Raw genomic sequence first — 23,532 nt, forward strand, 5'->3', positions numbered from 1 at the left:
GTTTGGGGGCTGAATGCAAGTCGGGAGATCTTTGCTGACGTCTTGTGCCGATCGAGAACCATTGCTCGGAAAGACGCGTAGAAAACTCGTTCTGATGTTTGAACTGCTGTTCGTCGCAGTCGCGTTTCAAGGCGCTACAGTCTCCGCTCAATCCGAGTTTCCGAAACCCAATTCGATATACAAGTCCGGTAGCTTTCCATTGGCTTCCTGCAAGTCATGGAATGGCACAATCACAGAGATCGGCGGAGCCAACACCAGCAAAGCGAGCATGTCGGGGGTCGTCACCAGGGAGGATGTTCTGGAGTATTGCTCTCGAATGCAGGGTGACGATGAAGCCAAGCAAGCAGCATGCCTGAAGGAAGAAGCCACGCGATTGAGAGGTGAGTTTTCGCTGACGTCGACGGCTGACTGCAGCGTTGGCCGGATAAAAACGACCGACGAGAAGGAATACCAACTACGCGGCCTGGGGGGCCTTTGGTTGAACGGGGGTTATTCCCTCAACTGGCAGCATGTCCGGTCGGGCAAATTCCTCGACGGAAGTTGTGCGTCAGGAGCCCTTCCCATCACGGAACAATTCAAGCTGCTCTGCCCGGCGGCTGTCGAACGCCTCGTGGCCCCGTTACGCAGCTATCTGGACGAGTCGTATTGGGCAAAATTCTGGCGAGTGGATCAGCGCGGAATCTACGACACAAATCAGAAGAAGCTCGTGTTTTCCATCCAGGAGCCGGAAGAAGGTCTTAAGTCCGCCCGCGCCGTATTCGCCGAGCGAAAGGTGACAACGGCGCAGGAGGAATCGACCAGGCCAATTCTCACCTACAACATGATCTTCAAATTCAACGGCAAAGACATCTACTACCTGGAGGTTGATCAGTCTGATCGGCGCCGAGGCGCCAGGATAACGAAGCTGACGGTGAGCTCTCCCAACATCAGCGACGCTGCGGGCGTCAGCGTTGGGAGCCGATTGATCGACGTTGCGGGATACAATTGGAGAAAGCTCTGCGAAGAATACGAGGCGCGAGTCAACTGCCGCTCATCCTATTCGAGCAAGGTCACCTACATTCTGGACGACGACGTCGTAACAGGACGGACCTTAATCCAAAGCATCTTGAGCAAATCAAGAGTTAAGGCGATAGAGGTCGAGGCTCCGTTCTAGGGCACAGACCTCGCTGTCGACGCTGAAGCAGACATCGCCCAAACTGACACTCCTGAGGGCCCGGGCCTTGCCGCGGGAGACGGCGCCTGCGGTTCGCTATCGCAACTTGCCGAGCCACAGCGCGGCGAGTGCTGAGCGATTCCGGACGCCGAATTTGGCGTAAATCGACTTGATGTGGAAATGCGTCGTGTTCGGACTTTGGTCGAGCTTCTGCGCGATCTGCTTTTCCGTATATCCGTCGAGCAGCCCCAGCAGCACCCTTCGCTCGGCCGACGTCAGGGGCGCGTTGGCGATGAGCAGGCCGTGGCTGAGCAGCTGCTGCCGGTAGAACCATCTCAGCCCACGCATCACGAAGCCCAGAAGCTCGCTGTCCGGCGCAGAGAAGCGCGGTGCCCGCACATCGCGAAACACGAAGAGATGAATCCGCACATCGTCGTTGAGCGCGCAACGCACCGAGATGCTGTCGCCGTGTCCGACTTCGAGGTAGTGGCGCCGATAGTGCTCACCTTCGAACCATTCGGGTGGCAGTGCTTCGAAGAGCAAACGCGTCCGGAACGGCTCGTCCCCTGACGCGGCCAGGATCTGCGACAGGTCGACGTTGGAAGACCAGAGCGTATCGAACTGCTCCTGCACGGAAGCGGCCACCGCCGGTACCGGATGCAGGAGCCGAACCAGGCGTGGGCGCCAGCCGAACAAAGGATCCTTTGGCGCGGGCGAAGGCAATCGCACAACAACGCCCCAAAGCGCATTCTGTGCCGCGACCATGGCACAGAGCGTGGTTAGCAAATGGGTCAGTGCAGCATCACCGTCACCAGCGGAGAACTCGGCCAGCCGATCCCAGAGTGCATAGACGTCGTCGATTGGTGGATTGGTGGAATCCACAGATGGATGCATGTCGTCCCCAAAAGAGTGTGCAGATCACCGATCTTCGGTGAGCATAAGAGAGATGGGACCACCTTTCTAGGTAGTACCCAAGCGCATCAAGGTGCCCGATATTCATGTCCGCGGCGCCTCAGCCGCGACCGTCATCGGCTGGAATTTCGGATTGCTGTGGGACGGAATTTCGAAAAGGAATCAGATGTACTATCGATTGATGATCGCGGCGGCGTTGCTCGTGACGGCCGGCGCGGCCCCGGCTATGGCTTACACACAAGCTCCATCGCTGAGCAGCATGCAAGCGGCAAAGCAGAAGAATATTCCGCCCGCTCAAAAGCCTGCCACTCCACCCAAGCCGCCTGCCCCCGCTCCCGCAAAGAAGCCGTAACCGGCGTTTTCATTTCGAGCTGGACAGCGAGGTCGTCGCAGATCCGGCGGCCTCGCTGTGACTTCGTTGCCTTCAGACTTTTTGTGTGTCGTTTAAGCTCATTATGTACGTGCGCCTCTGCCTTTATTTTCGAGACGGATGGGAATGCGTTTCATCGCAGCGGTCAGGCGCGTCATCGATCAATCGCTTGCTCCGGTCGCTAACGCTGGCGATCACGTGTGCGGCGATCGTTTCGCTGGATGCAAACGCTGCCGAACCCGCCCTGTCGAACTGGTCGCTGGGTGCTGATCAGGAACTGCGATATTCCAGCTGGAGCGGAACGAGGGGTTACCCTGCCAGCGGCTCGTCGGCGCCAGGCGCCGGTGCACAGTTTTATGCATTGTCGACCATTCAGGCGACCGGGCAGCCGTTTGAAAACATGAAAGTGGAGCTGTTCGGCAAGGGTGGCTATGTTTGGTCACAGCAGTCAACGCCGGGACTGACCGGTACGGTGGCGACCACCACCGATACGGTCGTATCGGGCACAGTGACCTATCTCGGCACCCCCGGCATTCAGCCCTTCATTGCCATGAACGCGAACCTTCCCACCGGGACGACAGCGCTCTTTGGCAGCGCGGCAAATGCGCGGATGGATCCTGACATCGTCGATCTCGCGACATTCGGCGAGGGATTGAACATTGGGCCGACCGTTGGCGTCAACATACCCATCGGTGACGCGCTGCTGCTGACGTTCAGCTCTGGCTATACATGGCGCGGCGCCTATCGAACCGAGGCGCAGCTCGCCCCCACAACTGCGGAGCAGGCAACCACATTGGTGGAGCCGGCAAGGGTCGCGACGCAGAGTGCGTCGCTCGGTTACCAGCTGGAAAAGCTGACCCTGCTGGCTTCGGCCTCTTACGCCCACGAAACCACAACCTACCTGGATCATGTTGCGTCGTATGTGCTCGGCGACCGTTACACTTTGTTCGGCGTGGCAGGATACGCATGGACGCCATCGTCAAGCACGACATTTACAGCGACATGGACGAATGCCGAAAAGAACAGTGTTCTCGATCCGGTCTTGTTGGCCCTTATCCCCGAGTCATTCCGTTCCAACAGCGCCGTTTATCGATACCGCCTCGAGCAAAGCTTCACGAACGGCCGCTGGACGGTCGCGCCAATGGTGAACTACATGCGGCGCGATCAAAACTCCTACAATCCGATCACCCTTCAATTCATTCCGGCAAAGACACGCATCGGCACCGGAGGCTCCGCGCAGTACGTGATCGGCGAAGGGATGTCTCTGAAAGCGAGTTTGGAGCACTTCTGGATGAATGAAGACCCCACCGCGCGGTCGCCTGACAATCGCACTCTGGGGTGGATAGCGATGCTTGGCGGGAATGTGAAATTTTGACGCGCACCATCATCAGATTGAGCTGTTTTGCTCTCGCTGCAGCATTCGTCGGCGGCTTGTCGATGTCCGCTCAGGCGCTGGCGCAAACGGCATGCACCGAGGGCAGAACTGCCGGTGGCGCATGTGTCAACGGCGGGCTTGCGAGGTCGATGCGTAATCGCGCGCTCATCCTCACGCAGCCCAAATTGTCCTACACGGGCGCGCCGGCTTCGCAGAGCCGTGGCGAGCGCCAGGACACGGGCACGCCAAGATTGATTGAGGGGGCTTATGACAAGTACGGCCCTCCTCCACCGCAGCCCGTGCCGGCTGTCATTGGGGGATTCCCTCTCCCGGGGGGATTCCCTTGAATTTTTTGAAGACGTCGGCGTTGCCCACCTTGAGCCGGTAGGCTTGGGGTGCTGTTTCCACAAAAGAGAGCAACGCTGTGACGAGAGATATCACACCGGCTGGTTCGCCCGGAGTTACGGTGACAGTGCATCAAATTCATTCGCCGTCGTCAAAGAACGTGCCTACCCGGCCATTGCCGCGCTGGGTGACATGATGACGACACGGACGAGACGATCATGCCGCCGCATGTCCGCTAGCGCAGACAGCGTCAATTGAATGCACAGTCGTCGTAATCCCCGCTCACTTCGTCTTCGCCTGATCTTTCCTCATCGCACAGATTTTCACGAAGACCGGAAACTCGGTGCCGGTCCCATGCTCATACAAGTTGAAAATGTAACGACCCGGCTTGTCTGTGTGGATAAATGGATCATTGGGGTTAGACTCGCGGTTTCCGTCTCTAAAGTAGCCATTTGGGCCATTCACCCAAACCTGCTCCCCATTGTAGGCAATCGCCTTCATTCCGGCGTGCTCCGTCGATTGTTGTTCCACAACCGCAACCGTCAGAGCCTGCCCTCCCAAAAAGTTGCCGTAAAATCTCGTGTCACGCCCCTGGTACGACCAGCATTGCGATCCCGGCGGCATACTGATTTGAACATCAGCTCCCGACGAGAGCGCGATTGTTGAGGCAAGGGTTATGAGCAGCTTCTTCATCTTTATCTCGGGCATCACAAACGAGTCGCTTGAAGCGAACGATTTTGGTTGATGGTTAGTTAGGTCACCGGACCACACCCACACGCGCAACCTACCAGAACTTGATTAAGCGAAACGCCCTGCATTACGGTGACGGTGCAATAAATTCAGTCACCACCACCAATCTGCTTGCCTTGGGGCTTCGGTCCGCGCTTGGCTGGCTTCAGAAGCCGCCTGGTCAGTCAATTCTTCGAGCGGCCGGCCGATACTCTCCGCAGCGCAGCCGTGCAAACAGGCTCGCCTCCGGCGAGTCGTCGAGCAGGCCGCGATCGAGCGGTTAGTCGCGTTGTCGAGGAACGCACGCGCCCGGCCATTGCCGCGCTGGGCGACATGTTGCGGATAATCAAGGACGGCGACACGGGCGAGACGGGTCATGCTGCGGCGTCCCTGCAAGCCCAGACAGAGTCAATTGAGTGCGCAACCATAATTCAGAGGGCTTTTGTTTAAGTTGAGCTTCTGAAATAGTACACGCGTTGCCCCAGTCCCTTTGGGGCTTCTTTATAGGGTTTAGCATGGCGCGATTGCCTCCGACTCCGAGTACAGTGAAGCGACTTTTCGCCTACACCGGCAATCAGTGCGCGATGCCTGCCTGCAAGGAATTGATTGTAGATCCCTCCGGTACTGTACTGGGAAAAATTGCTCATATTTGCTCGGTAGAGCCTGGAGGTGCTCGTCACGCTAGCACAATGAGTGATGAAGACCTCCGCCACGAAGACAACTTGATCATAATTTGCGGAAAGCATCACGATCTTATCGACGATAGGAAGAATGAGGCGCAGTGGCCCGCTGAATTGCGACGTCAGCATAAGCGCGATCACGAAAATCGATTCAGGAGTGCGGAACGGCAGTTGATTGCCCAATTTGTCGATTCGACCCAAGCAACACAGCCAACCTACCCAAAGACTCTGAAGGCATTAGCAAAAGCATCAAACTGGGAATCTATGTTTAATGACCCCGACCAGATAATGGGAATTACCTCATTCATAGATAAGCTCAAAGAGCTGCCGCTATCTGAGCGAGAGTTTGCTTGGCGACTTGCAGAACGGATGAAGAGGCGCGGCCTTGACGTGCTACCCACCGATGACGTGGAAGGTGCCTTCAATATTGACTCGGAAGAGCTGAAGCGTCGCATGGGAGTTTTGGAACACCATGCCTTGGGAAGCGTGGATGACGGCACTGGATACAGAGAATGGAACGTCTCGTTGTGGAGTCGGAAACATGGCAACAACCCATGGATCGAGATCTTAGAATTTTGTGAAGTCACACGGGCTGACCCTGCCGAGTTCATTCACGACCTAAATTTTGGCTCATACGACGGCTGACTTAGTTTCGTTCTCGCTCTTGCTCCGTTCCAGTTTCAAAGAACGAATCGAAGTTGGCAATTGCGGTGACAGTCCACTAAATCATTCGCCATCGCCCCCCCCTCGCCTTGCGGCTTCGGTCCGCGCTTGGCTGGCTTCAGAATCCGCCCGGTCAGTCGCTCGAGGCGGCGATGAAGCGGTCGTCTCCGAGCGGCCGGTCGATGCTCTCCGCGGCACGCAGCCGGGCGAACAGTTCTGCCTGCGGCGAACTGTCGAGCGGGTCGGCGAAACGCGGAAAGCGCTCCCTGATTGGCACCAGCGCGGTTACCCCCGTCGTCCTTGCCTCGTAGATGCGCGCGCGTGCTCGACCAGCGCTAATCCTGCGCACGCTGCACCAGCCGGGCGCGCACCGGGTTGAGCGACACGTGGCGCAACGTCGCCGCGAGATGTTCTCGCCCTACGGCTTCGCTCCGCCTTGGCTGGTTTCAGTGCCGCTCCTGTTCATAAAGCCATTGACTTAGAAGTAACGCTCCACCGGGCCTGGCTCTGGATTACCGGAAACTCCTAGTTGAAGCGGCTTACCGACAGACATAACGTCTGATTCCTTCGTCGCCCCTGCTTTTCCTCTTCACTCCCTGATTACGCACACAGCAATTGCCGATGCTGGCAAGCAGATCACTTCTCTGGGATTTTAGATGACTCCGCGACCGTTCATCGAAAAGGAGTTTCGCCGCTTTAGGGCCATGCCAAGGACGTTATGGGTTGTGCTGGTCGCTGGGGTCGTATTCCTCCTCGCTAACATGATCAGTCTGCTCTCAATCGGTGGCCTAAAGATTGATCCAGGTACGGCAACACTGTTCGGCGCAGTGATTGGCTTGTGCGTTGTTGCTTGGCAAACCAGCAAAGGCTTTCAAAACCTCATCAGGTCACAGGAGAATCAGTCCCGCCTTGAAAGGCAGGCTAGGCTGCACCGGCACGAGCTTGAACGCACAAGTGCTGAGGATGAAGAGAACCGAGAGAGGCAATTGCTGCTGTCCGGTCTCCGCGCAGAAATGATCTCGCTCCATTCCACTGCATATGGCAGCGCCACCACCCAACATCAGTTTGCCCTCCTCTACAAAGCCATGCATGAACATGGCGCTCCCGCCACGATGAAGGAGTTCACCATCAGTGGGTACAAAGCCGCGTTCTACAAAGAGAACATCAGCAAGCTGGGATTGATCAACGTCAGCCTCGCCGCGGATATCATCCGGGTCTACTCGATGGTGTTCGATGACCGCAAAGTGGTCTGGGAAAAAGCGGCTCCCAATTCAGTGGTAGCGGTCGCGTATGCCACTGGAGCCGTGCTGGCTTATAGATTCAACGCTGACTTATACCACGTAGCCATGCGCATTAGGTCGTTAGAGGAAGGAAGTGCCGACCCTGGCACCCTGCAAGAGACTGAAGCCCAACGGCATGCCAAGCTGCCCAAGCTGGAAGACATGGTGCCGGAGAAAATGGTCTGACCTCCAGAGACCTTGCCCTACGGACCGCACCTCTTCTCAAACCGTGACGCATTTTCCTCCATCGCGCGCGAACAGCGCGCCCCAGGATGAACACGCACACGCCAGGCCGCCCCCCTGCCCCTCATCCTATTTTCCTGCTATCTCTCGCTCCCGCCGTCCCGGCCCAAAGCAAAACCCTCCATCCGTCCAAGGGAGCAAGAAACATGCGTTACCTCCACACCATGCTGCGCGTGCGCAATCTCGATGTCGCGCTGAAGTTTTACCAGGATGCGCTGGGGCTGAAGGAGGTTCGGCGGATCGAGAACGACAAGGGGCGCTTCACGCTGGTGTTCCTGTGCTCGGCGGACGATCTCGACGCGCTGAAGAAGCAGCCGCAAACGCGCGGCGCGCCGCTGGTCGAGCTCACCTGGAATTGGGACGAGGAGAAATACGGCGAGGACCGCTTCTTCGGCCATCTCGCCTATGAGGTCGACGACATCTACGCCACCTGCGAAAAGCTGATGAAGGCCGGCGTCACCATCAACCGGCCGCCGCGCGACGGCAACATGGCCTTCGTCCGCTCGCCGGACCTGCACTCGATCGAGCTGCTGCAGAAGGGCGAGCCGAAAGCGCCCCAGGAACCCTGGCTGTCGATGCCCAACACCGGCCACTGGTAAAGCTCAAGGCCGTAGGAACAAGCCCTCGGGGCCGGCGTTCCCCGTCCGACAATGCGATTGGAGGAGGACGCATGGGACGAGGAATATTGCTGTGGGTGCTGGGCGTGCCGATCCCGGTCATCATTCTGTTGTGGCTGCTTTTCAGCCACTGATCATCAGGCTCACTTTGCAATGAAGGCTCCGCCGATGGCGGAGCTTTTTGCATGAGGGGCGCACCGCAATCGCGGCTCGCTCGCCCCAGGGAATTCCGCTATCACCCGCGCGAAAGCAACAACGCCGCGGGAGGAGCTTCATGCCTGATGCCAAGCTGACGATCTGGGGCCGCGCCAATTCGGTCAACGTGCAAAAGGTGCTGTGGTGCCTGACCGAGCTCGACCTGCCCTATGAGCGCATCGACGCCGGCATGAGTTACGGCAAGACCCGCGAGCCCGAATATCTGGCGATGAACCCCAATGCGCGGATCCCGACGCTGGTCGAGGGCGACTTCGTGCTGTGGGAATCCAACTCAATTATGCGCTATCTCTGCCTCGCGCATGGGCGCGGCACGCCGATCTATCCGGAGGCGCCGAAGCTGCGCAGCTCGGTCGACCGCTGGCTCGACTGGACGCTGTCGATGGTGCAGCCGGCCGACCGTCCGGTGTTCTGGGGCATCGTGCGCACGCCGCCCGCCGAGCGCGACATGGTCGAGGTGCAGAAGGATGCCGATGCGGCCGCCGAGGTCTGGGCCATCGCCGACCGCCTGCTCGCCACGCGCCGCTTCATGGAGGGCGACCAGTTTACGCTCGCCGACATCGCTATCGGCTGCTATGCGCGGCGCTGGCTCGGCGTCGAGGGCATCACCCGGCCGGCGCAGCCGCATCTGACGCGCTGGCTGGCCGAGCTCGGCCGGCGGCCCGGATTCGCGCACCACGTCGCCCCGCCGATGTCCTGAGCCGCTGGCGCAGCTTAAGGCCCGATGAAAGCGGGATGAATCGCGATTCTGGCGCGTTCGTCCGGCGTCATCGGAACACTTGACGGCTACTGTGCATGGGGTTGTTTTCGCGTTTTTGCTTTGGGCGCGATCAGGCCTAACGCCAGCCGCGCTCGACCAGCACCACGACGGCGATGAGGGCCAGCGTGACAGCTACGGTGGCAAGCCATACCCTCCAGCTCAGGCGGCGGCCGACCCACCACAGCAACGCGCAATACGCCAGCACGGGGACGAAGATGTCGAGCCGCAACAGATCCGGCGGCATCGGCTTTTAGCGCCGGACCGTGGCGTCGACGCTGATCGAGCCACCGATCTTCACGCAGGTCCCGGTGCTCTCGACCATGTAGAAGCCTCGGCCATAAGACGCGCACGAGTTCGCCTTCGCCGTCCCGGCCGCGCCCTTCAGCGGCAGGGTCTTGCCGGCCTGCGGTCGCTCGGCGGGGGGAAGACGCAGAGCTTCGGCCGCAGCCGCGGTCGTGGCTAGCAACGAGAGGAGGATGAGGAGCGGCGCACGCATGCCGGCTTTGTAGCCCGGAGGCGCCTTGCGCGCCATCCGGGAGAGGCGCCGCTCGTGTCAGAGGAACTTGATGCCGGCCGATTTGCCGCGGCGCCAGACTACCTGGCAGTTCCGCCCGGTGCGGGCGTCGCGCGCGAAGGCCATCCGAATCACGCCCGGCAGCTGGCTCGCATCGTCATCCAGCGTGATCTTTGCGCCCGTAACAGAGATGTCCTGGACCACGCAATGCCGCGCGGCAAACCCGCCGTCGAGCGTGATCCAGGCGTGCTGCGACAGCATTTTGCGGGCTGCGCGCTTCTTGGGCGGTGGCATTGCTGAAAACTCTCCCGTTCCAGCGCTATCGCAGGGAACCCTAAGAAACCGTTGAAATCGGCCCCGAATGATCCCCGGGGCGGCGCTGTCCACCGACCCCAAAAGACCGTTCCGAACGGCTTGCCCGCGGGCGCAAAGGCCACTATACGTTCGCCCGCTGCAAGCCGCCGGGCACGACTCGGGCGGCGGCGGCCGTGCCGCCCAAAAGCGGCGGGGCTCTGCGTTTGCTCCCTTCGTCTATCGGTTAGGACGCCACCCTTTCACGGTGGAGAGAGCGGTTCGATTCCGCTAGGGAGCGCCAGCGATATCAGTCGCTGATCCCCCCCTTGCTTTGTCTCATGCGATCGCTTCGTCGATGTCGAGCTGACAGCCGTCTGCTGCCAGCGCGCCGGCGTGTTGCCGGTCGCCCTTGAGCCAAAGAAAAAAGCCCGACCTAGCGGCCGGGCTCAGTTTCGACTGGAACAGTAGTTTCAGAAGATCAGTAGCGCGCGACGACCGGGCCGCCGAACTTGTAGTTCAGACCGACCTTAGCAATCGACAGCTTGTTCTTGATATCGACATTCGCAACCGCCGTGCCCGTGGGGGCCCGCAACGCCGACGAGAAATCGATGCCGACGCTCTTTTTGTCGAAGTCGATGTAATCGTACTCGATGAAGGCGCTCCAGTTGTGGTCGAAGGCATATTCGGCGCCGAGACCGAGCAACCAGCCGAAGGCGTTGCTGCTGGAGCTTGCTGAAAATGCGGTCGGTCCGAAGAGGCCGGCAGGTGTGCTGAACGTATGGTCAGTGTGCATCCATGCCGCGCCGCCCTTCACGTAGATCAGGGTGCGATCGGCAACCACGCCACCGAAGCGGCCGGTCACGGTCGCGAGCCAATCGCTCTTTGCGGTACAAGAAGCAAAAGCAACAGCAAGGCACGGCGTGGTGCCCTTCACGTCCATTCCGGCGATGTCACCCTGGACACCGAACACGGCCCATCCGCTCTGCCAGTTGTAGCCCACCTGACCACCACCGAGAAAACCGCTGCGGTTGTTCTGGGCAATCGCGAAGCTTGTGCCGGGCGGCAACAAGCCAGCGAACCCGGTCAGCGTGGATTCCGTGGTTCCCCAGCCGGCGCCGGCGTGGGCACCGAGATAGAATCCGGTCCAGGACCACACGGCGGCGGGAGCGTAGAGCGGCGCCTTGGTGGCCAGATCAGCCGCGAAGCTCAGGCTGGTTGAAGCAAGAAGAAGGGCGGCGGCGGCCAGTTTAGTCTTCATGATTTTCTCACTCGATCCGAAAATTCTGATGAATGGTCTTCAATACTCAGCACTTGTACGGGCCGGGGAACCGGGCTGCCTAGTGCAGGAATGCAACAGTTCCATGCTTGGGAACCGCTTCCGGCGCTGTTTTTGGACTACCGCGTCAATTTGGGCTCGCCCAACCTGCTAAATCGGGCCGAACCGCCCGATTACGTGCGCCAAGGCATGAACCTCCCAATCGGAACCGGGGCAGGCCCATGGAGCAGCGCGAATCCCCCTCGGACGGCTAGTCCGGCGTGAGCTCGCCGGTTTGGGGCGCGCCATGGATGCCCCCCCGACCTATCTAGGTCCTCCATTGCCGGAATCGCAGTTGCGTTCGCTACCGTCGGAGCAGTTGCGGCCGCGACGATGCGGCGTGCATCGCCCTGCTTCGGAGTGGAGATCAGGCGGGACAGTCTGACCTGGGCGACGATCAAGCTGCTCATTGCCATCGGGGTGCTGGCTCTGCAGGCGCTGCTCGGGGCTCACTGAACGCACCGTTCGGGTCGCGCCAAGCCACGCTCGCCATGACTACGCCGTGAGATTGCGCGCCTCGCAATAAAGATCATCGACGTCTCCACGGCCGGCTCGCGGTATCGTGCAAAATGCGACCCGCCTGATCGTGCACGCGGCCGTGCCGCAGCCGGCCTGAACCGGCCGGACCAATTTTAACTCAATTTTAACTAAATGCTGGAGGTGGAGACCCTCGCGCGATAGGGTGTGGCCCAGCATGTCCGCAATCACTGCGGGCTCCGAGTATTGGAAGTCCCTGGAATGTCCATCGCTGACGCCGAGTTCACCCCGGCAGAGATCGCCCAGAGCACCCCCGCCACCGCCAAGCCGCAGCTTCCCCCCGGTGTCCTCACCGAAGGCCCCCTCGTGCAGGCGAAGCTGCGCGAGAGCTATCTCCTGCTCGGTATTCTTTATGTCGGCGCTGTCGCGGGCATCGTTTGGGCTGTCACGCAAGGCCTCGGTCGGGTCGAACTGTTTGCGTTTGCCTGGATGTTCGCGCTGACGACTTTCGGCATCGGTGCTGGAATGCACCGTCTGTTCGTTCATCGCAGCTTCCGCTGCGGCCCGATCATGCGCACTTTCTTCTGCGCCATCGCCCAGATGGCGGTGCAGGGCTCGATCGCCAAATGGGTCGCCAACCACCGCCGCCACCACCTCTATGCTGATGACGTCGGCGACCCCCACAGCCCGCAGTTTGATGGCTTCGGCAATCGCTATGTCAGCGTGTTCAAGGGCTTCATGCACGCCCAAGGTGGCTGGGTGTTCGACCAGGCGACCACCGACAATGAATACTACGCCAAGGACATCCTGGCCGATCCGATCGCGATGTTCTTCGTGCGAACACGCTGGGTCTGGTACGGGATGTCGGCAGTCTTCATACCCGGCGTGATCGGCTACGTTTTCGGCGGGCTGCATACGATGATCGGCTGCATCCTGTTCTCCGGCCTGTTCCGCGCTTATCTGCTCATCCTCGTCAGCCAGCTCACAGGCTCGGTCTGCCACGCTTACGGCTATCGCCGCTTCGAGGTCGACGATGCCTCGACCAACGAGTTCGTGACCACGATCCTCACCTTCGGCGAGGGTCTGCATAACAACCATCACCGCTTCCCGCGGGACGCCTATATCTCGCACGCCTGGTGGGAGATCGACCTCAACGGCCTCATCATCCTGGGGCTCGAGAAGATCGGCCTCGTCCACGACGTCTTCCACGCCTCGCACCGTCAGTTGGAGCGGGCGGCGGAAGCGCAGACGGCCTCGACGGCGCGCTGACTCGCGGTCGGCGGCGCGGCCCACTGCGGCCGACTTGCCTCCGCATCGCCGCCCTATCGCGGCCCCATTGCGGGATCAGCTTTTGAGGGTCCGTGCCTCGTGCCGGACTTCATTTGCAGACTTGCGATCGGGGGGACCGAATGGCAGTCAACAAGATTACCTGGGACGGGGTCGGCCGGGTTACGGAGCCCGGACGCTACATGTACACGTTCGGCTGGCTCACCATCACCGCCGGCGATCTCGCGGTCTGGCAGCAATATCCGCAAGCGGCCTTCACGCTCCTCGCGCAACATTCCGAACCGGGCGCGTTCGCCGGAGAGGAATTCCATCTCGGCACCTTCGACATCGCCCCCGACGCGCGGCCGCCGTTCACCGCGCACTGAAGGCGGCAAACGGAGCTTCTTCCTGTGAGGTGCCGCTGCGAAGCGTGGTTCGCACGGCCTTGCGCTGTCCGGCGAATGCATGCCCCTGGACTCGCCACCGGGACACATGCATCGTGAATCGAGGAAGTCCGCGCATTGCCTTGATCTGACTTGCCAATCGCAATCCCACACGTTCGGTGGCGGCGGCCCGATGAATGCTAGCTGCGCGCTTGTTAGCGGCAGGACAGCAAGCGCATGACAGATGGTCGCATCGGTGGACGTAGCAAAGCCGGGCAAGGGAACCTATTTTCGACGCCCATGTACCTGATTGAAGCGTTACCCACTGTCATCGGAACTGCCGCCATCGCGCCGGCGCTGCTGATGCTGTGGCTTGTCATTGCCGCCGAGGAGCGCCCGGGACCGCCGGCCCAGGTCTGGACCGCGTTCCTGCTTGGCGCTGCCAGCATTTCGCTGCTCGGCCTCGCCCGTGCCCCCTTCGCCAAGATGGTCGCCGCCCCCGACAACCCCTGGGCCGCACTGGCCATGCATTCAATCTTCGGGGTCGCCCTGCCGGAGGAAGCCGTCAAGGTGATCGCCATCGTGCTGATCTCCTCGACCAAGCGGCGGACCTTCGCCAATCCGATGGACACCGTGGTTTATGGCGCCGCGGTCGGCCTCGGCTTCGCCGCTTACGAGAACCTCGCTTATCTCGTCCAACACGCCGAGATGTGGCGCTCACTCGCTGCCCTGCGCAGTGTCCTGACCGTGCCGTTCCACGGCGCTCTCGGTATCATTGCCGGCGCTTACCTCACGATCGCCCGCGCCGGCACGGCGCTGGGTGCGAACCGCCATCATCGCGACTGGGCCCGTCTTTCCAGCCGCCTTCTAATGCTCGCAGGGCCGCTGGCGCTGCATGCGGCTTTCGACTTCCCGCTGCTGACCTTGCAACGCATGCCGGACCTGGATCCGACGCTCCGGATGTGGCTGGGCGCGGCGAGTCTGCTGATCGGCTTCAGTTCGATTGCCTTCGCCATCCGCCTGGTCCGGCGGGTCGCGCGCCATCACGCGCCCCGAACCGACGTCGCACGCGAACGACTTAGCCAGTTGCGCCGGATGTGGGCATTGTGGCTCGCCGGTGGCGGCGTCGGCTTTCTCGGCCTCGCCTTCGTGCTGACCTCGATCCACCACTGGCTCATCAACCCCGAGCGCAACCTGACGCTGGCCTTGATCCCGATCGGTTTTGTCTCGATCCTGCTCGGCCTTGCGCTACTGGTTGTCACCACGGCGATCTACATTCTCGGCCGCAACCGCATTCGCACCAGTGGCGAGGGTTTCTCATCAGCGCACGGCGGCGGCTGAGCCGCGGGATGGCAAGCGCGCTACGCGCGTACTAGATTTGGCCTCGTCTGCTTCCGATGAGGGATCACCATGACATCGCCCGAGGATTTTTCACGGCTGCAATCCGCAATGAGCCAGGCGGTCAAGGCGCATTGGAAAGCCTTCCTGTTCGAAGGCATCCTGCTCGCCGTTCTCGGCGTCGCCGCGCTGATCCTGCCGCCGCTCGCGAGCCTTGCGATCACGATCTTTCTCGGCTGGATGTTCCTGATCAGCGGTATCGGCGGACTGATCGTGACCTATTGGGCGCGCAGCATGCCGGGCTTCTGGTGGTCACTGATCTCGGCCGCGCTGGCCGTGCTCGCCGGCATGCTCCTGCTGGCCCGGCCGATGCAGGCCGTGCTGACGCTGACCATCGTGCTCGGCGCCTACTTCCTGGCCGAGGGTGTCGCCACGATCATGTACGCGCTCGAGCACCGCCGCGAGCTGAGCAGCCGCTGGTCGTGGCTCCTGATCTCCGGCCTCCTCGACATCGCGATCTCCTTCATGGTGATCACGGGACTGCCGAGCTCTGCGGAATGGGCCATCGGCATCCTCGTCGGCATCAACCTGTTGTTCGGCGGCTCTACCCTGATCGGCATGGCGCTGGCGGCGCGCAAGAGCAACACCTGAGGCGCCCCGTCGCCTGCCAAGCCGATTTGGGGGGTGACAACCCGCCAATGGCGCGCTATATGGCCATCCATGATCACCGTCGCCACCAGCTATTTTTGGTACTTTAGCTACGACAGCTCGCTGGCGGCAGGAGGATCGCGCTCAATCTGACACATTGCAGCAAAACGTCCGAACAAGCCGCCAGACCTGGCGGCTTTTTTATTGGCCGGCAGGTTCTAAAACAGACAGGAGCCCGCCGTGCTGAGCACGACCGACGATCTTCGTATCCGCGAACTGAAAGAACTGAGCACGCCGGAAGAGGTGATGCGGGAAGTCCCGCGCACGCTCACCGCGACGCGTGTGGTGATGGCGGCGCGCAACGCCGTCCATGCCATCCTCAACGGCCAGGACGACCGCCTGCTGGTCGTGGTCGGCCCCTGCTCGGTGCATGACCCCAAGGCTGCGCTCGACTATGCCGAGCGCCTGGCAAAGCTGCGCGAGGACCTCGCCGATCAGCTCGAGATCGTGATGCGGGTCTATTTCGAGAAGCCGCGCACCACGGTCGGCTGGAAGGGCCTGATCAACGATCCCGATCTCGACGGCAGCTTCGACATCAACAAGGGCCTGCGGCTGGCGCGCAACGTGCTATCGGCGATCAACAATCTCGGCCTGCCCGCCGGCACCGAATTTCTCGACATGACGACGCCGCAATACATCGCTGACCTCGTGTCATGGGCCGCGATTGGCGCGCGCACGACCGAGAGCCAGATCCATCGCGAGCTAGCCTCGGGGCTGTCCTGCCCCGTCGGCTTCAAGAACGGCACCGACGGCAATGTACGGATCGCGGCGGACGCGGTGAAGTCTGCCTCGCATCCGCATCATTTCATGGCGGTGACGAAGCTCGGCCGCTCGGCGATCGCCTCGACCGCGGGCAACGAGGACTGCCACATCATCCTGCGCGGCGGCAGCAAGCCGAACTACGATGCGACCAGCGTCGCGGCGGCCTGCAACGAGCTGGCCAAATCCGGCGTCGCGCCGCTTGTGATGGTGGACGCGAGCCACGCCAATTCGAGCAAGAAGCCGGAAAATCAGCCACTGGTGATGGCCGACATCGCCGGCCAGATTTCCGGCGGCGAGAACCGCATCATGGGTGTGATGATCGAGAGCAATCTCGTCGCCGGCCGCCAGGACGTGGTGGCAGGCACGCCTCTCGTCTACGGTCAGAGCATCACGGACGGCTGCATCGACTGGGCGACCACGGCGACCGTGCTCGAGCAGCTCGCCGACGCGGTCGAGATCCGACGCAACACCCAGCGCGCAGGGCTGCACGAGCGCTCGGCCTGACCGGCAAACGCGGGCGGGGCGAGCTGTCGCGCCCTGCCCGCCATCGGCCCCGGCTTAGCAGCCGCGGCAGATGCTCTTGATCTTCTTGTCGAGCGCCGCGTCTTCCTTGTTCGCGGGATTGTTCGGATCGCTCAGGCTCTTCTCGCTGGGCACCTCGTCTGCACGCGGCTGACGATGACCAACCGGCGCGGGCAGCACGGTGCCGGAGATGCCCCCGCCTGATCCTGATCCGGATCCTGATCCCGCCCCCGTCCCCTTAGTGCCGCCGGTCTGTGCGACCGCGGTGCCACCGAGCAAGACCAGCAGCGACATCGTCACGACGATCTTTCTCATTTCGCTCCTCCATTCCTCAAACCGGCGTCTCTTCGCATCGCGGCACTCAGGCCCCGGGCGGGTAGAGATGAACCTCGCCGCAATAATCCACGATACGATAGCGCGTTTCCGATGCCACATCACGCGCGTCCGGTGCAGTATTTTGCGCCGCCAACACGTAATTCGGCCCCACCGGCGATTTGCCGGCGCCGCCGGGAATGTCGATGACATAGTCAGGCTGACATAGTCCGGATATCCGCCCGCGCAACCGCCGCATCAGCTCCCGCCCTTCCGCCAGCGTGGTGCGCAGATGCGCAGTACCCGGCGCGAGATCACCGTGATGCAGGTAGTAAGGCTTGATCCGGCATTCGACGAAAGCTCGCATCAAATCCGACAAGGCCGCGATGGTATCATTGACCCCGCGCAAGAGCACGGACTGGCTCACCAGGGGAATGCCGGCATCGACAAGCCGCGCGCAAGCCGCACGTGCCGGGCCGGTCAGTTCACGCGCATGGTTGGCATGCACGGCAACCCACGTGGTCGCGCCCTCGACCTTCAGCGCGGCGACCATCTCGCCACTGATGCGTGCCGGATCTGCCACTGGCACCCGGGTGTGAAGGCGGATGACCTTGACGTGATCGATCGCGGCGAGATCGGTCATGATCTCGCTCATCCGCCGCGGCGACAGCACCATGGGGTCGCCGCCGGTCAGGATGACCTCCCAGATCTCGCTATGCGACCGGATATAGTTGATCGCCGCGCGATACGCGTCGTCCGAGAGCGCGCTATCCTTGCCGGGACCGACCATCTCGCGGCGGAAGCAAAATCGGCAATAGACCGCGCAGACGTGAACGAGCTTGAACAGGACGCGGTCGGGATAGCGATGCACGATGCCTGGGACCGGCGAGTGTGGGTGATCGCCGATGGGATCGGCGTTCTCGCCCGGCTGCACATTGAGCTCCGCGGCGGTCGGAACGAACTGGCGCGCTATGGGGTCATCGGGATCGGAATTGTCGATCAGCTCGACCAGCGCCGGCGTGATCGCGACCGCGTAGCGCGCGGCGACACGTTCGAGCGCGGGCAGCGCCGTGGCGGGCGCAAGGTGCTCGGCAACTAGCTCGCTCGGCTCGCGCAATGTGCGTGCAAGATTGGTCTTCGTCATGTCTCACCTGCAGGCGGTGTCCAGACCACCTGATCAATTCGCGATGCACCGCTCGCCAGCATCACCAGCCGGTCGAAGCCGAGCGCGACGCCGCTGGCCTCCGGCATTGCGGCGACTGCGGCGAGAAAGTCCTCATCCAGCGGATAGGCCTCGCCATAGCGGCGCTGCTTCTCCCCCATTGACTCCACGAAACGCTTGCGCTGCTCCTCGGCGTCGGTGAGTTCACCGAAGCCGTTGGCGAGCTCGACACCGCAGGCGTAGACCTCGAACCGCTCCGCGACGCGCGGATCGTCCGTCTTCACCCGCGCCAGCGCCGCCTCTGGAGATGGGTATTCGAACAGAATGGTCAAACGACCCTGCCCCAAATGCGGCTCGACATGCTCGACCAAAACCTTGCTGAAGAGGTCGGACCAGGTGTCGTCCTCGGCCACACGGACCTTGCCGCCGGCCGCCCGCGCGAGCGCGGCACGATTACCCTCGTCACCCGAGATTGTCGACAGCAGGTCGATGCCGGCGAACCGCTCGAAGGCGCCGGCGACCGTCAAAAGCTCCGGTTCGGCGAAGGGGTCGCAGGTCCGGTTCCGGAACGAGAATGTCCGGATCCCGGTCGCCTGCGCGGCGCGGGCGATGACGACGACGGTGTCGGCCATGATGGCATCATAGGGGGCGCCCGCCCGGTACCACTCCAGCATGGTGAATTCGGGCAGATGCAGGTCGCCGCGCTCACGGTCGCGGAACACCCGGGCGAGCTCGAAAATCCGCTCTTCGCCCGCCGCCAGCAGCTTCTTGCAGGCGAATTCCGGCGAGGTCCGCAGGTAGCGGCTGGCGCGGCTGCCGTCTGGCCGCAGGATCTCGGTTCGGGGGGCGTGCAGATGGGTCTCATTGCCCGGGGAGACCTGGAGGACCGAGGTTTCGACCTCGACGAAACCCTGCTCGGCGAAAAAGCCCCGTATTGCTCCGGTCACCGCCCCCCTCGCCTGGAGGAAAGGCCTCCGGTCGAGGTGCCGCCCGGGCGACCAGAACGGCGAAATCGGCTTGTCCCCAGTCATTAACCGACCGCCCCCACCTTGAGCAAAATGCTGGCATCGAACCGCAAAATCAGTATGTTGCGCCCCGAAACGGGCGCCAAGGTCCGACTTGAGGCCCCCAGCCCCCCATCCATTTGACCACGTCCTGGCCGGTGCCGGGCCAAGCAAGCAGGAAATATAGCTTTGAGAGTCATCGCCAGTTCTATTCGCAAAGGCAACGTGATCGAGCAAGACGGCAAGCTCTATGTCGTCGTGAGCGCCGAGAACATCCATCCCGGCAAGGGCACCCCGGTCAGCCAGATCGAAATGCGCCGAATCTCGGACGGGGTAAAGATCTCCGAGCGGTACAAGACCACCGACCAGGTCGAGAAGGCCACGATCGAAGAACGCAATTACACCTTCCTGTATGAAGATGGCGACGGCTTCCACTTCATGAACCCGGAGACCTACGACCAGGTCCAGGTCTCCAAGGACGTCGTCGGCGACGCGGCCGCGTATCTTCAGGAGAGCATGACGGTCAAGCTGTCCATGCACGACGCCAACCCGGTGTCGATGGCGCTGCCGCAGCGTGTGACGCTGGAAGTGGTCGAGACCGAGCCGGTGACCAAGGGCCAGACCGCGTCCTCCTCGTACAAGCCCGCAGTGCTCTCCAATGGCGTGCGCACCACCGTGCCGCCGCACATCTCGGTCGGCACCCGCATCGTCGTGATGACCGAAGACGGCTCCTACTCCGAGCGCGCCAAGGACTAAGCGAGAGTCGAGGATAGCCGCCGGAGGGCGAGACCGTGGTTGGGAAGAGTTTCCGCTTCGTCTCGCTGCTTCTGGCGTCGCTTTCGCTCCTCGCCGCGACGCCGCTCGCTGCGGATGAAATCCGCAGCCCTTCACTCACGGCCCTGCGCGTCGATTGGCGCGCAGCACTTGACCAGCTCCGCACCGAAATCAACAGCCGTCCCCAGATCGCGGGCGACTTCATCTTCGTACCCCGCCGTTCGGTGCCGCGCCACGATCCGCGCGCGATGCCGGCGCTGGTGCAGCTCAACGCGGTCTCCTCGCAATTCTTCACCGGCATCGCCCGCAGCTCGGTGCCCGTGCTGCTGCCATTCGACGCCGCGGCGTATCTCGAGGCACAGCGCAACGGTGCTGCGGCGCCCCCTGCGCAGTCCCGCTACCAGGCCGACTTCAATCCCGTCGACGTGTTCGACGCCGGCCCCGCCGGCTACAGCGCGACCTTCTCATTCGAGCCGGGGGCCGGCGATGGCATGCCGAGCCGCGTGTTCGCGAGGCCGGTCGAGGTGCAGATCACCGGTTCGGCCCTCGTGTACGACGTCGCCGATCCCGCCGGCGGCAAAGGTGAGCAGGTCAAGACGCTCACAGCGCTCTATCCGGACCTGCGCCGATTCATCCGGGAAGGCTATGTGCGCTACGCCTTCACCCGTTTCGGCGCCGCCTATGTGGTGTCGATCCAGTGTCTCGACAGCGTCGCCAAGCCGCGGCGGCTCGCCTGCAAGGAAGCCTATCCCGTTGCCGAGCGCTTCCTGAAGGCCCTGCGCATCGCGGGCGGCCAGCGCATGCGGCCGCTGATGGACGTCGCCTCCAACATCATGGATCGTCCCGCGGAGCGTTCGCCGGATTTCAACTACCGGCCGAGCGGCGACATCATCCCGAACACCGGCTATCGCAAGCAAGGCGGCCATCCCGACGCGATCGCCTATGCGCAGATCCGCTTCCCCCTCGAAAAGGCGCCTGCATTCGTCCACTCACAATCCCACGGCAAACGCGACAAGAGCGACAGCCCGACCACCTATCCCTGGCGCGACAATTTCTGCGAGTCGCGCAGCTTCCAAGTCTGGCAGTGCGCAAGCGGTTACGGCCACCAGGGCGAAGACATTCGCGCTGCGGACTGCCCGCCGCCCGGCGAAGGCCGCGAGCCCTGCGATCCTAAGCAGCGCAGTGTCGTTGCCGTCCGCGATGCCATGGTGATCCGCAATACCAGGGACCAGGCCGCGACGCTCGAGGTCAACAGCCGCACCGAGCACATCCGCTTCCGCTACATGCACATGAACCCGCAGGCGTTGAACGCAGACGGCGTGCTCAACGGCCGCATCGTTACCGAAGGCGAGAAGATCGGCGTGGTCTCAAACTATCTCGACCATCCCGCCGGCACGTCGATGCACCTGCATTTCGATGTCCAGGTGTTCACCCGCGACGGCTGGATTTGGGTGAGCCCCTACGTCACGCTGGTGTCGGCGTATGAGCGCCTGATCGGCGCCCGCGGCCGCGAGGTGGGTCCGGAGATCGCGGTCACGGCGCAGCCGGTGGTGCATGCGGTGCCGGAGGACGTCATCAGGCCGGACCTGCGCGAAGGAGCGAGCAGCGAGGAGAATTGAGGGCGAGCGGATCGTAGCCCCGATGAGCGAAGCGATATCCGGGGATCGGCCGCGATTGATCCCGGGTATCGCTCCGCTCACCGGGGCTACGCCGTCGCTATCAGCTACTCGAGATACGTCGTGAGCTGCGTGCCCTCGTCCGCAACGAACACCGCGATCAATTCCGCGGGCTCTGTGGCGCTGGCGTTGGCCGAGACCAGGTGCGTCGCGCCCGGCGGCTCGAAGAAGGACTGGCCGACCCCGAACGTCTCGACCGGGCCGCCGCCGAGCTGGGAGCGGATTTCGCCCTTGGTGATGTAGGCGGTGACCGAGCCGGCATGGCGATGTGGCCGCGAAAATCCGCCGGGACCATAGAAGACACGCACGATGGTCACGCGCTTGCCCGGCACGTTGGGCAGAGGATAGGACGCGATCGGCTCGACCTTGTCGAGCGGCGAACTCTCGGCAGCGGTGGCGCAGAGCGGCGCCAGCGCGCCGGACACGCTGTCCATCGCCACCGGCAGCACCTTTCCGATCGCAAGCGCACAGGCAAGCCCGCCGACGACGGCCAGCGCCATCGAGCGCGATGGCACTGGACGCTGCGTGGTGGCCACGCTCATTGCGGTCATGACAACCTCCCCTCGTTGCAATCACGAAGCCGCGGCATTCGCGGCCACGGGCCGCGCCGCGGGCGTCCAGCGATAGGCCGCGCCAAAGCGGTTCCAGACATTGATCGAGGCGACCGCCGAGGTCAGGTACATCAGCTCCGTCTCGGAGAATTCACGGGACGCTTCGGCGTAAACCTCCTCGCTGACGCCGTCGGGCAGGAAGGTCAGCGCCTCGGCCCACGCAAGCGCCGCGCGCTCGCGGGCGGAAAAGATCGGCGCCTCGCGCCAGACCGCGACCAGGTTGAGCTTGTCCACGGGAACGCCGATCCGTTCCGATAACAGGATGTGATGCTGCACGCAGAAGGCGCAGCCATTGATCTGCGAAGCCCGCAGCTTGACCAGTTCGAGAAGCTGCTTGTCGAGGCCGGCCTTGCCCGCAACCTGTCCCAGCGCCAGTACCAGATCATACGCATCGGGCGCGATCTTCTTGAAATCTTCGTATTCGCTGCGGGCGTGAGACATTGCCGTTCACCTCGTGTCATTGTAAGAGTGCTTATACTGTATAAGAGCTCTTACATGGCACGCAAGTCCGCTGACATCAAAAGACCGAAAACCGCGGGCAAGACGCCCGCGCATGCCGACGACGGCGCCGTTCGCTTGCCCGCGCCCGGCGAAGGCAAGCGCGGCGAGCAAGGCTATCTCGGATACCTCCTGCGCCAGGCCCATGCCGCAGTCCGGCTGACGATGGAGCGAACGCTCGCCGACCTCGGCGTGACGTCACCGCAATTCGCGGTGCTGACCATGCTCAATGCCTATCCAGGCCTGTCCGGTGCCGACGTCGCCCGCCTCACCTTCCTGACCCCCCAGACCGTTGGCGTGATCATCCGCAACCTCGAACGCGATGGTGCAATCGAGATGACGCCTCATCCGGTCCATGGCCGCATCCAGCAATGGACGCTGACGCCGCGAGGCACGACGCTGCTGAAGGCGTGCCGGGAACGCGTGATCGCATTGGAGAAGCGCCTCGCCCGAGGCCTGGACGCGAAGGCGGAGACTACGATCCGGCGCTGGCTCGCCGGCATCGCGGCCGAGTTGCAGGACGACTAAGCGGGCAACGCTAGTCGCCGCGGCGGCGCCTAAAATTGGAGTCTCATC

The 23,532-nt window shown here is 62.3% G+C and carries 27 protein-coding genes and 1 tRNA gene; 16 read left to right on the forward strand and 12 right to left on the reverse strand.

Translation table 11 applies throughout. The annotated features are described in order from the left end of the window. Positions 1-94: 94 nt before the first annotated feature. A complete protein-coding gene (locus tag AC629_RS11400; RefSeq protein WP_084804865.1) occupies positions 95-1,153 on the forward strand; it encodes a hypothetical protein in 1,059 nt (352 codons plus the stop codon). A gap of 96 nt (positions 1,154-1,249) precedes the next feature. Here AC629_RS11400 and AC629_RS11405 read toward each other — a convergent pair whose 3' ends face one another. Beyond that, positions 1,250-2,047: a helix-turn-helix transcriptional regulator gene (locus AC629_RS11405; RefSeq protein ID WP_084804866.1), complete on the reverse strand. Its 798-nt coding sequence runs from the start codon at positions 2,045-2,047 to the stop codon at positions 1,250-1,252. Between the two features lie 91 nt (positions 2,048-2,138). On the opposite strand from AC629_RS11405, the gene AC629_RS11410 reads away from it, so the two are divergent. Together AC629_RS11410 and AC629_RS11415 are read left to right on the forward strand one after the other, a co-directional pair. Then, the gene (locus tag AC629_RS11410; protein WP_143199060.1) at positions 2,139-2,417 is read left to right on the forward strand and encodes a hypothetical protein; all 279 of its coding nucleotides are present in this window, start codon (positions 2,139-2,141) and stop codon (positions 2,415-2,417) included. A gap of 103 nt (positions 2,418-2,520) precedes the next feature. Beyond that, positions 2,521-3,810 carry a hypothetical protein gene (locus AC629_RS11415; protein WP_143199061.1) on the forward strand — a complete coding sequence of 430 codons (1,290 nt, stop codon included), beginning with the start codon at positions 2,521-2,523 and terminating at the stop codon, positions 3,808-3,810. 627 nt (positions 3,811-4,437) lie between these two features. Here AC629_RS11415 and AC629_RS11425 read toward each other — a convergent pair. Continuing rightward, on the reverse strand, positions 4,438-4,848 hold the full coding sequence (locus tag AC629_RS11425) for a hypothetical protein (RefSeq protein ID WP_143199062.1): 411 nt from the start codon (positions 4,846-4,848) through the stop codon (positions 4,438-4,440). A gap of 581 nt (positions 4,849-5,429) precedes the next feature. Here AC629_RS11425 and AC629_RS11430 point away from each other — a divergent pair. After that, positions 5,430-6,209, forward strand: a complete 780-nt coding sequence (locus AC629_RS11430) for a hypothetical protein (RefSeq protein ID WP_143199064.1) — start codon at positions 5,430-5,432, stop codon at positions 6,207-6,209. 151 nt (positions 6,210-6,360) lie between these two features. On the opposite strand, the gene AC629_RS45195 is transcribed toward AC629_RS11430, so the two are convergent. Next, positions 6,361-6,576: a hypothetical protein gene (locus tag AC629_RS45195; protein ID WP_210419022.1), complete on the reverse strand. Its 216-nt coding sequence runs from the start codon at positions 6,574-6,576 to the stop codon at positions 6,361-6,363. Between the two features lie 307 nt (positions 6,577-6,883). Here AC629_RS45195 and AC629_RS11435 point away from each other — a divergent pair, with 307 nt between their 5' ends. The 3 genes from AC629_RS11435 (at position 6,884) to AC629_RS11445 (ending at position 9,280) form a co-directional block, all read left to right on the forward strand. Beyond that, the gene (locus tag AC629_RS11435; protein ID WP_084804872.1) at positions 6,884-7,693 is read left to right on the forward strand and encodes a hypothetical protein; all 810 of its coding nucleotides are present in this window, start codon (positions 6,884-6,886) and stop codon (positions 7,691-7,693) included. 203 nt (positions 7,694-7,896) lie between these two features. Then, positions 7,897-8,349 (forward strand): VOC family protein, encoded by a 453-nt coding sequence (locus AC629_RS11440; RefSeq protein WP_084804873.1) that lies wholly within the window; start codon positions 7,897-7,899, stop codon positions 8,347-8,349. Positions 8,350-8,641: 292 nt separating this feature from the next. After that, positions 8,642-9,280 (forward strand): glutathione S-transferase family protein, encoded by a 639-nt coding sequence (locus AC629_RS11445; protein ID WP_084804874.1) that lies wholly within the window; start codon positions 8,642-8,644, stop codon positions 9,278-9,280. A 136-nt stretch (positions 9,281-9,416) separates the two neighbouring features. On the opposite strand, the gene AC629_RS45200 is transcribed toward AC629_RS11445, so the two are convergent. The 3 genes from AC629_RS45200 to AC629_RS11455 are packed head-to-tail and all read right to left on the reverse strand — an operon-like array spanning position 9,417 to position 10,148. Next, complete coding sequence (locus tag AC629_RS45200; RefSeq protein WP_143199065.1) at positions 9,417-9,584, reverse strand: hypothetical protein; 168 nt, start codon at positions 9,582-9,584, stop codon at positions 9,417-9,419. A gap of 6 nt (positions 9,585-9,590) precedes the next feature. Then, on the reverse strand, positions 9,591-9,836 hold the full coding sequence (locus tag AC629_RS11450; RefSeq protein WP_084804933.1) for a hypothetical protein: 246 nt from the start codon (positions 9,834-9,836) through the stop codon (positions 9,591-9,593). A 57-nt stretch (positions 9,837-9,893) separates the two neighbouring features. Beyond that, positions 9,894-10,148 (reverse strand): PilZ domain-containing protein, encoded by a 255-nt coding sequence (locus AC629_RS11455; protein ID WP_084804875.1) that lies wholly within the window; start codon positions 10,146-10,148, stop codon positions 9,894-9,896. Between the two features lie 226 nt (positions 10,149-10,374). Here AC629_RS11455 and AC629_RS11460 point away from each other — a divergent pair. After that, a tRNA-Glu gene (locus AC629_RS11460) sits at positions 10,375-10,449 on the forward strand. A gap of 177 nt (positions 10,450-10,626) precedes the next feature. On the opposite strand, the gene AC629_RS11465 is transcribed toward AC629_RS11460, so the two are convergent. Beyond that, entirely contained in the window at positions 10,627-11,406 is a 780-nt protein-coding gene (locus tag AC629_RS11465; RefSeq protein WP_084804876.1) for an outer membrane protein, read from the reverse strand. Positions 11,407-12,201: 795 nt separating this feature from the next. Between AC629_RS11465 and AC629_RS11475 the strand changes: the two genes are divergently transcribed. From AC629_RS11475 to AC629_RS11495, 5 genes are all read left to right on the forward strand, one after another. Continuing rightward, complete coding sequence (locus tag AC629_RS11475; RefSeq protein WP_084804878.1) at positions 12,202-13,209, forward strand: acyl-CoA desaturase; 1,008 nt, start codon at positions 12,202-12,204, stop codon at positions 13,207-13,209. A 140-nt stretch (positions 13,210-13,349) separates the two neighbouring features. After that, a complete protein-coding gene (locus AC629_RS46700) occupies positions 13,350-13,592 on the forward strand; it encodes a hypothetical protein (RefSeq protein ID WP_084804879.1) in 243 nt (80 codons plus the stop codon). Between the two features lie 297 nt (positions 13,593-13,889). Further along, on the forward strand, positions 13,890-14,930 hold the full coding sequence (locus tag AC629_RS11485) for a PrsW family intramembrane metalloprotease (protein WP_074121986.1): 1,041 nt from the start codon (positions 13,890-13,892) through the stop codon (positions 14,928-14,930). A gap of 69 nt (positions 14,931-14,999) precedes the next feature. Then, positions 15,000-15,578, forward strand: coding sequence for an HdeD family acid-resistance protein (locus tag AC629_RS11490; protein ID WP_084804880.1), 579 nt, complete (start codon positions 15,000-15,002; stop codon positions 15,576-15,578). Between the two features lie 237 nt (positions 15,579-15,815). Next, positions 15,816-16,901 (forward strand): 3-deoxy-7-phosphoheptulonate synthase, encoded by a 1,086-nt coding sequence (locus AC629_RS11495; RefSeq protein WP_084804881.1) that lies wholly within the window; start codon positions 15,816-15,818, stop codon positions 16,899-16,901. Positions 16,902-16,955: 54 nt separating this feature from the next. On the opposite strand, the gene AC629_RS11500 is transcribed toward AC629_RS11495, so the two are convergent. From AC629_RS11500 to epmA, 3 genes are read right to left on the reverse strand one after another with little or no spacing between them, the layout of a single operon-like run. Next, positions 16,956-17,234 (reverse strand): hypothetical protein, encoded by a 279-nt coding sequence (locus tag AC629_RS11500; protein ID WP_084804882.1) that lies wholly within the window; start codon positions 17,232-17,234, stop codon positions 16,956-16,958. A 46-nt stretch (positions 17,235-17,280) separates the two neighbouring features. Beyond that, positions 17,281-18,375 (reverse strand): lysine-2,3-aminomutase-like protein, encoded by a 1,095-nt coding sequence (locus AC629_RS11505; protein ID WP_084804883.1) that lies wholly within the window; start codon positions 18,373-18,375, stop codon positions 17,281-17,283. After that, positions 18,372-19,424, reverse strand: coding sequence for an EF-P lysine aminoacylase EpmA (epmA, locus tag AC629_RS11510; RefSeq protein ID WP_084804884.1), 1,053 nt, complete (start codon positions 19,422-19,424; stop codon positions 18,372-18,374). The genes AC629_RS11505 and epmA overlap by 4 nt, the downstream gene beginning before the upstream one ends. A 162-nt stretch (positions 19,425-19,586) precedes the next feature. Between epmA and efp the strand changes: the two genes are divergently transcribed. Further along, a complete protein-coding gene (efp, locus tag AC629_RS11515) occupies positions 19,587-20,153 on the forward strand; it encodes an elongation factor P (RefSeq protein ID WP_084804885.1) in 567 nt (188 codons plus the stop codon). A 35-nt stretch (positions 20,154-20,188) separates the two neighbouring features. Further along, positions 20,189-21,790 carry a peptidase M23 gene (locus AC629_RS11520; protein ID WP_084804886.1) on the forward strand — a complete coding sequence of 534 codons (1,602 nt, stop codon included), beginning with the start codon at positions 20,189-20,191 and terminating at the stop codon, positions 21,788-21,790. A gap of 104 nt (positions 21,791-21,894) precedes the next feature. Here AC629_RS11520 and AC629_RS11525 read toward each other — a convergent pair whose 3' ends face one another. Then, positions 21,895-22,398 (reverse strand): cupin domain-containing protein, encoded by a 504-nt coding sequence (locus AC629_RS11525; RefSeq protein WP_084804887.1) that lies wholly within the window; start codon positions 22,396-22,398, stop codon positions 21,895-21,897. A gap of 21 nt (positions 22,399-22,419) precedes the next feature. After that, positions 22,420-22,899, reverse strand: coding sequence for a carboxymuconolactone decarboxylase family protein (locus tag AC629_RS11530; protein ID WP_084804888.1), 480 nt, complete (start codon positions 22,897-22,899; stop codon positions 22,420-22,422). Positions 22,900-22,953: 54 nt separating this feature from the next. On the opposite strand from AC629_RS11530, the gene AC629_RS11535 reads away from it, so the two are divergent. Further along, entirely contained in the window at positions 22,954-23,484 is a 531-nt protein-coding gene (locus tag AC629_RS11535; protein WP_084804889.1) for a MarR family winged helix-turn-helix transcriptional regulator, read from the forward strand. The last annotated feature ends 48 nt before the right edge of the window (positions 23,485-23,532 follow it).

The organism is Bradyrhizobium sp. NAS80.1 (genome assembly GCF_001908205.1).
Lineage (GTDB): Bacteria > Pseudomonadota > Alphaproteobacteria > Rhizobiales > Xanthobacteraceae > Bradyrhizobium.

Excerpts from the sequence above, each read along its gene's own strand:
- AC629_RS11400 (WP_084804865.1), top strand. The coding sequence starts at position 95 with ATGTTTGAACTGCTGTTCGTCGCAGTCGCGTTTCAAGGCGCTACAGTC.
- AC629_RS11405 (WP_084804866.1), bottom strand. The coding sequence starts at position 2,047 with ATGCATCCATCTGTGGATTCCACCAATCCACCAATCGACGACGTCTAT.
- AC629_RS11415 (WP_143199061.1), top strand. The coding sequence starts at position 2,521 with ATGTACGTGCGCCTCTGCCTTTATTTTCGAGACGGATGGGAATGCGTT.
- AC629_RS11425 (WP_143199062.1), bottom strand. The coding sequence starts at position 4,848 with ATGAAGAAGCTGCTCATAACCCTTGCCTCAACAATCGCGCTCTCGTCG.
- AC629_RS11435 (WP_084804872.1), top strand. The coding sequence starts at position 6,884 with ATGACTCCGCGACCGTTCATCGAAAAGGAGTTTCGCCGCTTTAGGGCC.
- AC629_RS11440 (WP_084804873.1), top strand. The coding sequence starts at position 7,897 with ATGCGTTACCTCCACACCATGCTGCGCGTGCGCAATCTCGATGTCGCG.
- AC629_RS11445 (WP_084804874.1), top strand. The coding sequence starts at position 8,642 with ATGCCTGATGCCAAGCTGACGATCTGGGGCCGCGCCAATTCGGTCAAC.
- AC629_RS45200 (WP_143199065.1), bottom strand. The coding sequence starts at position 9,584 with ATGCCGCCGGATCTGTTGCGGCTCGACATCTTCGTCCCCGTGCTGGCG.
- AC629_RS11450 (WP_084804933.1), bottom strand. The coding sequence starts at position 9,836 with ATGCGTGCGCCGCTCCTCATCCTCCTCTCGTTGCTAGCCACGACCGCG.
- AC629_RS11455 (WP_084804875.1), bottom strand. The coding sequence starts at position 10,148 with ATGCCACCGCCCAAGAAGCGCGCAGCCCGCAAAATGCTGTCGCAGCAC.
- AC629_RS11465 (WP_084804876.1), bottom strand. The coding sequence starts at position 11,406 with ATGAAGACTAAACTGGCCGCCGCCGCCCTTCTTCTTGCTTCAACCAGC.
- AC629_RS11475 (WP_084804878.1), top strand. The coding sequence starts at position 12,202 with ATGTCCATCGCTGACGCCGAGTTCACCCCGGCAGAGATCGCCCAGAGC.
- AC629_RS46700 (WP_084804879.1), top strand. The coding sequence starts at position 13,350 with ATGGCAGTCAACAAGATTACCTGGGACGGGGTCGGCCGGGTTACGGAG.
- AC629_RS11485 (WP_074121986.1), top strand. The coding sequence starts at position 13,890 with ATGTACCTGATTGAAGCGTTACCCACTGTCATCGGAACTGCCGCCATC.
- AC629_RS11490 (WP_084804880.1), top strand. The coding sequence starts at position 15,000 with ATGACATCGCCCGAGGATTTTTCACGGCTGCAATCCGCAATGAGCCAG.
- AC629_RS11500 (WP_084804882.1), bottom strand. The coding sequence starts at position 17,234 with ATGAGAAAGATCGTCGTGACGATGTCGCTGCTGGTCTTGCTCGGTGGC.
- AC629_RS11505 (WP_084804883.1), bottom strand. The coding sequence starts at position 18,375 with ATGACGAAGACCAATCTTGCACGCACATTGCGCGAGCCGAGCGAGCTA.
- epmA (WP_084804884.1), bottom strand. The coding sequence starts at position 19,424 with ATGACTGGGGACAAGCCGATTTCGCCGTTCTGGTCGCCCGGGCGGCAC.
- AC629_RS11525 (WP_084804887.1), bottom strand. The coding sequence starts at position 22,398 with ATGACCGCAATGAGCGTGGCCACCACGCAGCGTCCAGTGCCATCGCGC.
- AC629_RS11530 (WP_084804888.1), bottom strand. The coding sequence starts at position 22,899 with ATGTCTCACGCCCGCAGCGAATACGAAGATTTCAAGAAGATCGCGCCC.
- AC629_RS11535 (WP_084804889.1), top strand. The coding sequence starts at position 22,954 with ATGGCACGCAAGTCCGCTGACATCAAAAGACCGAAAACCGCGGGCAAG.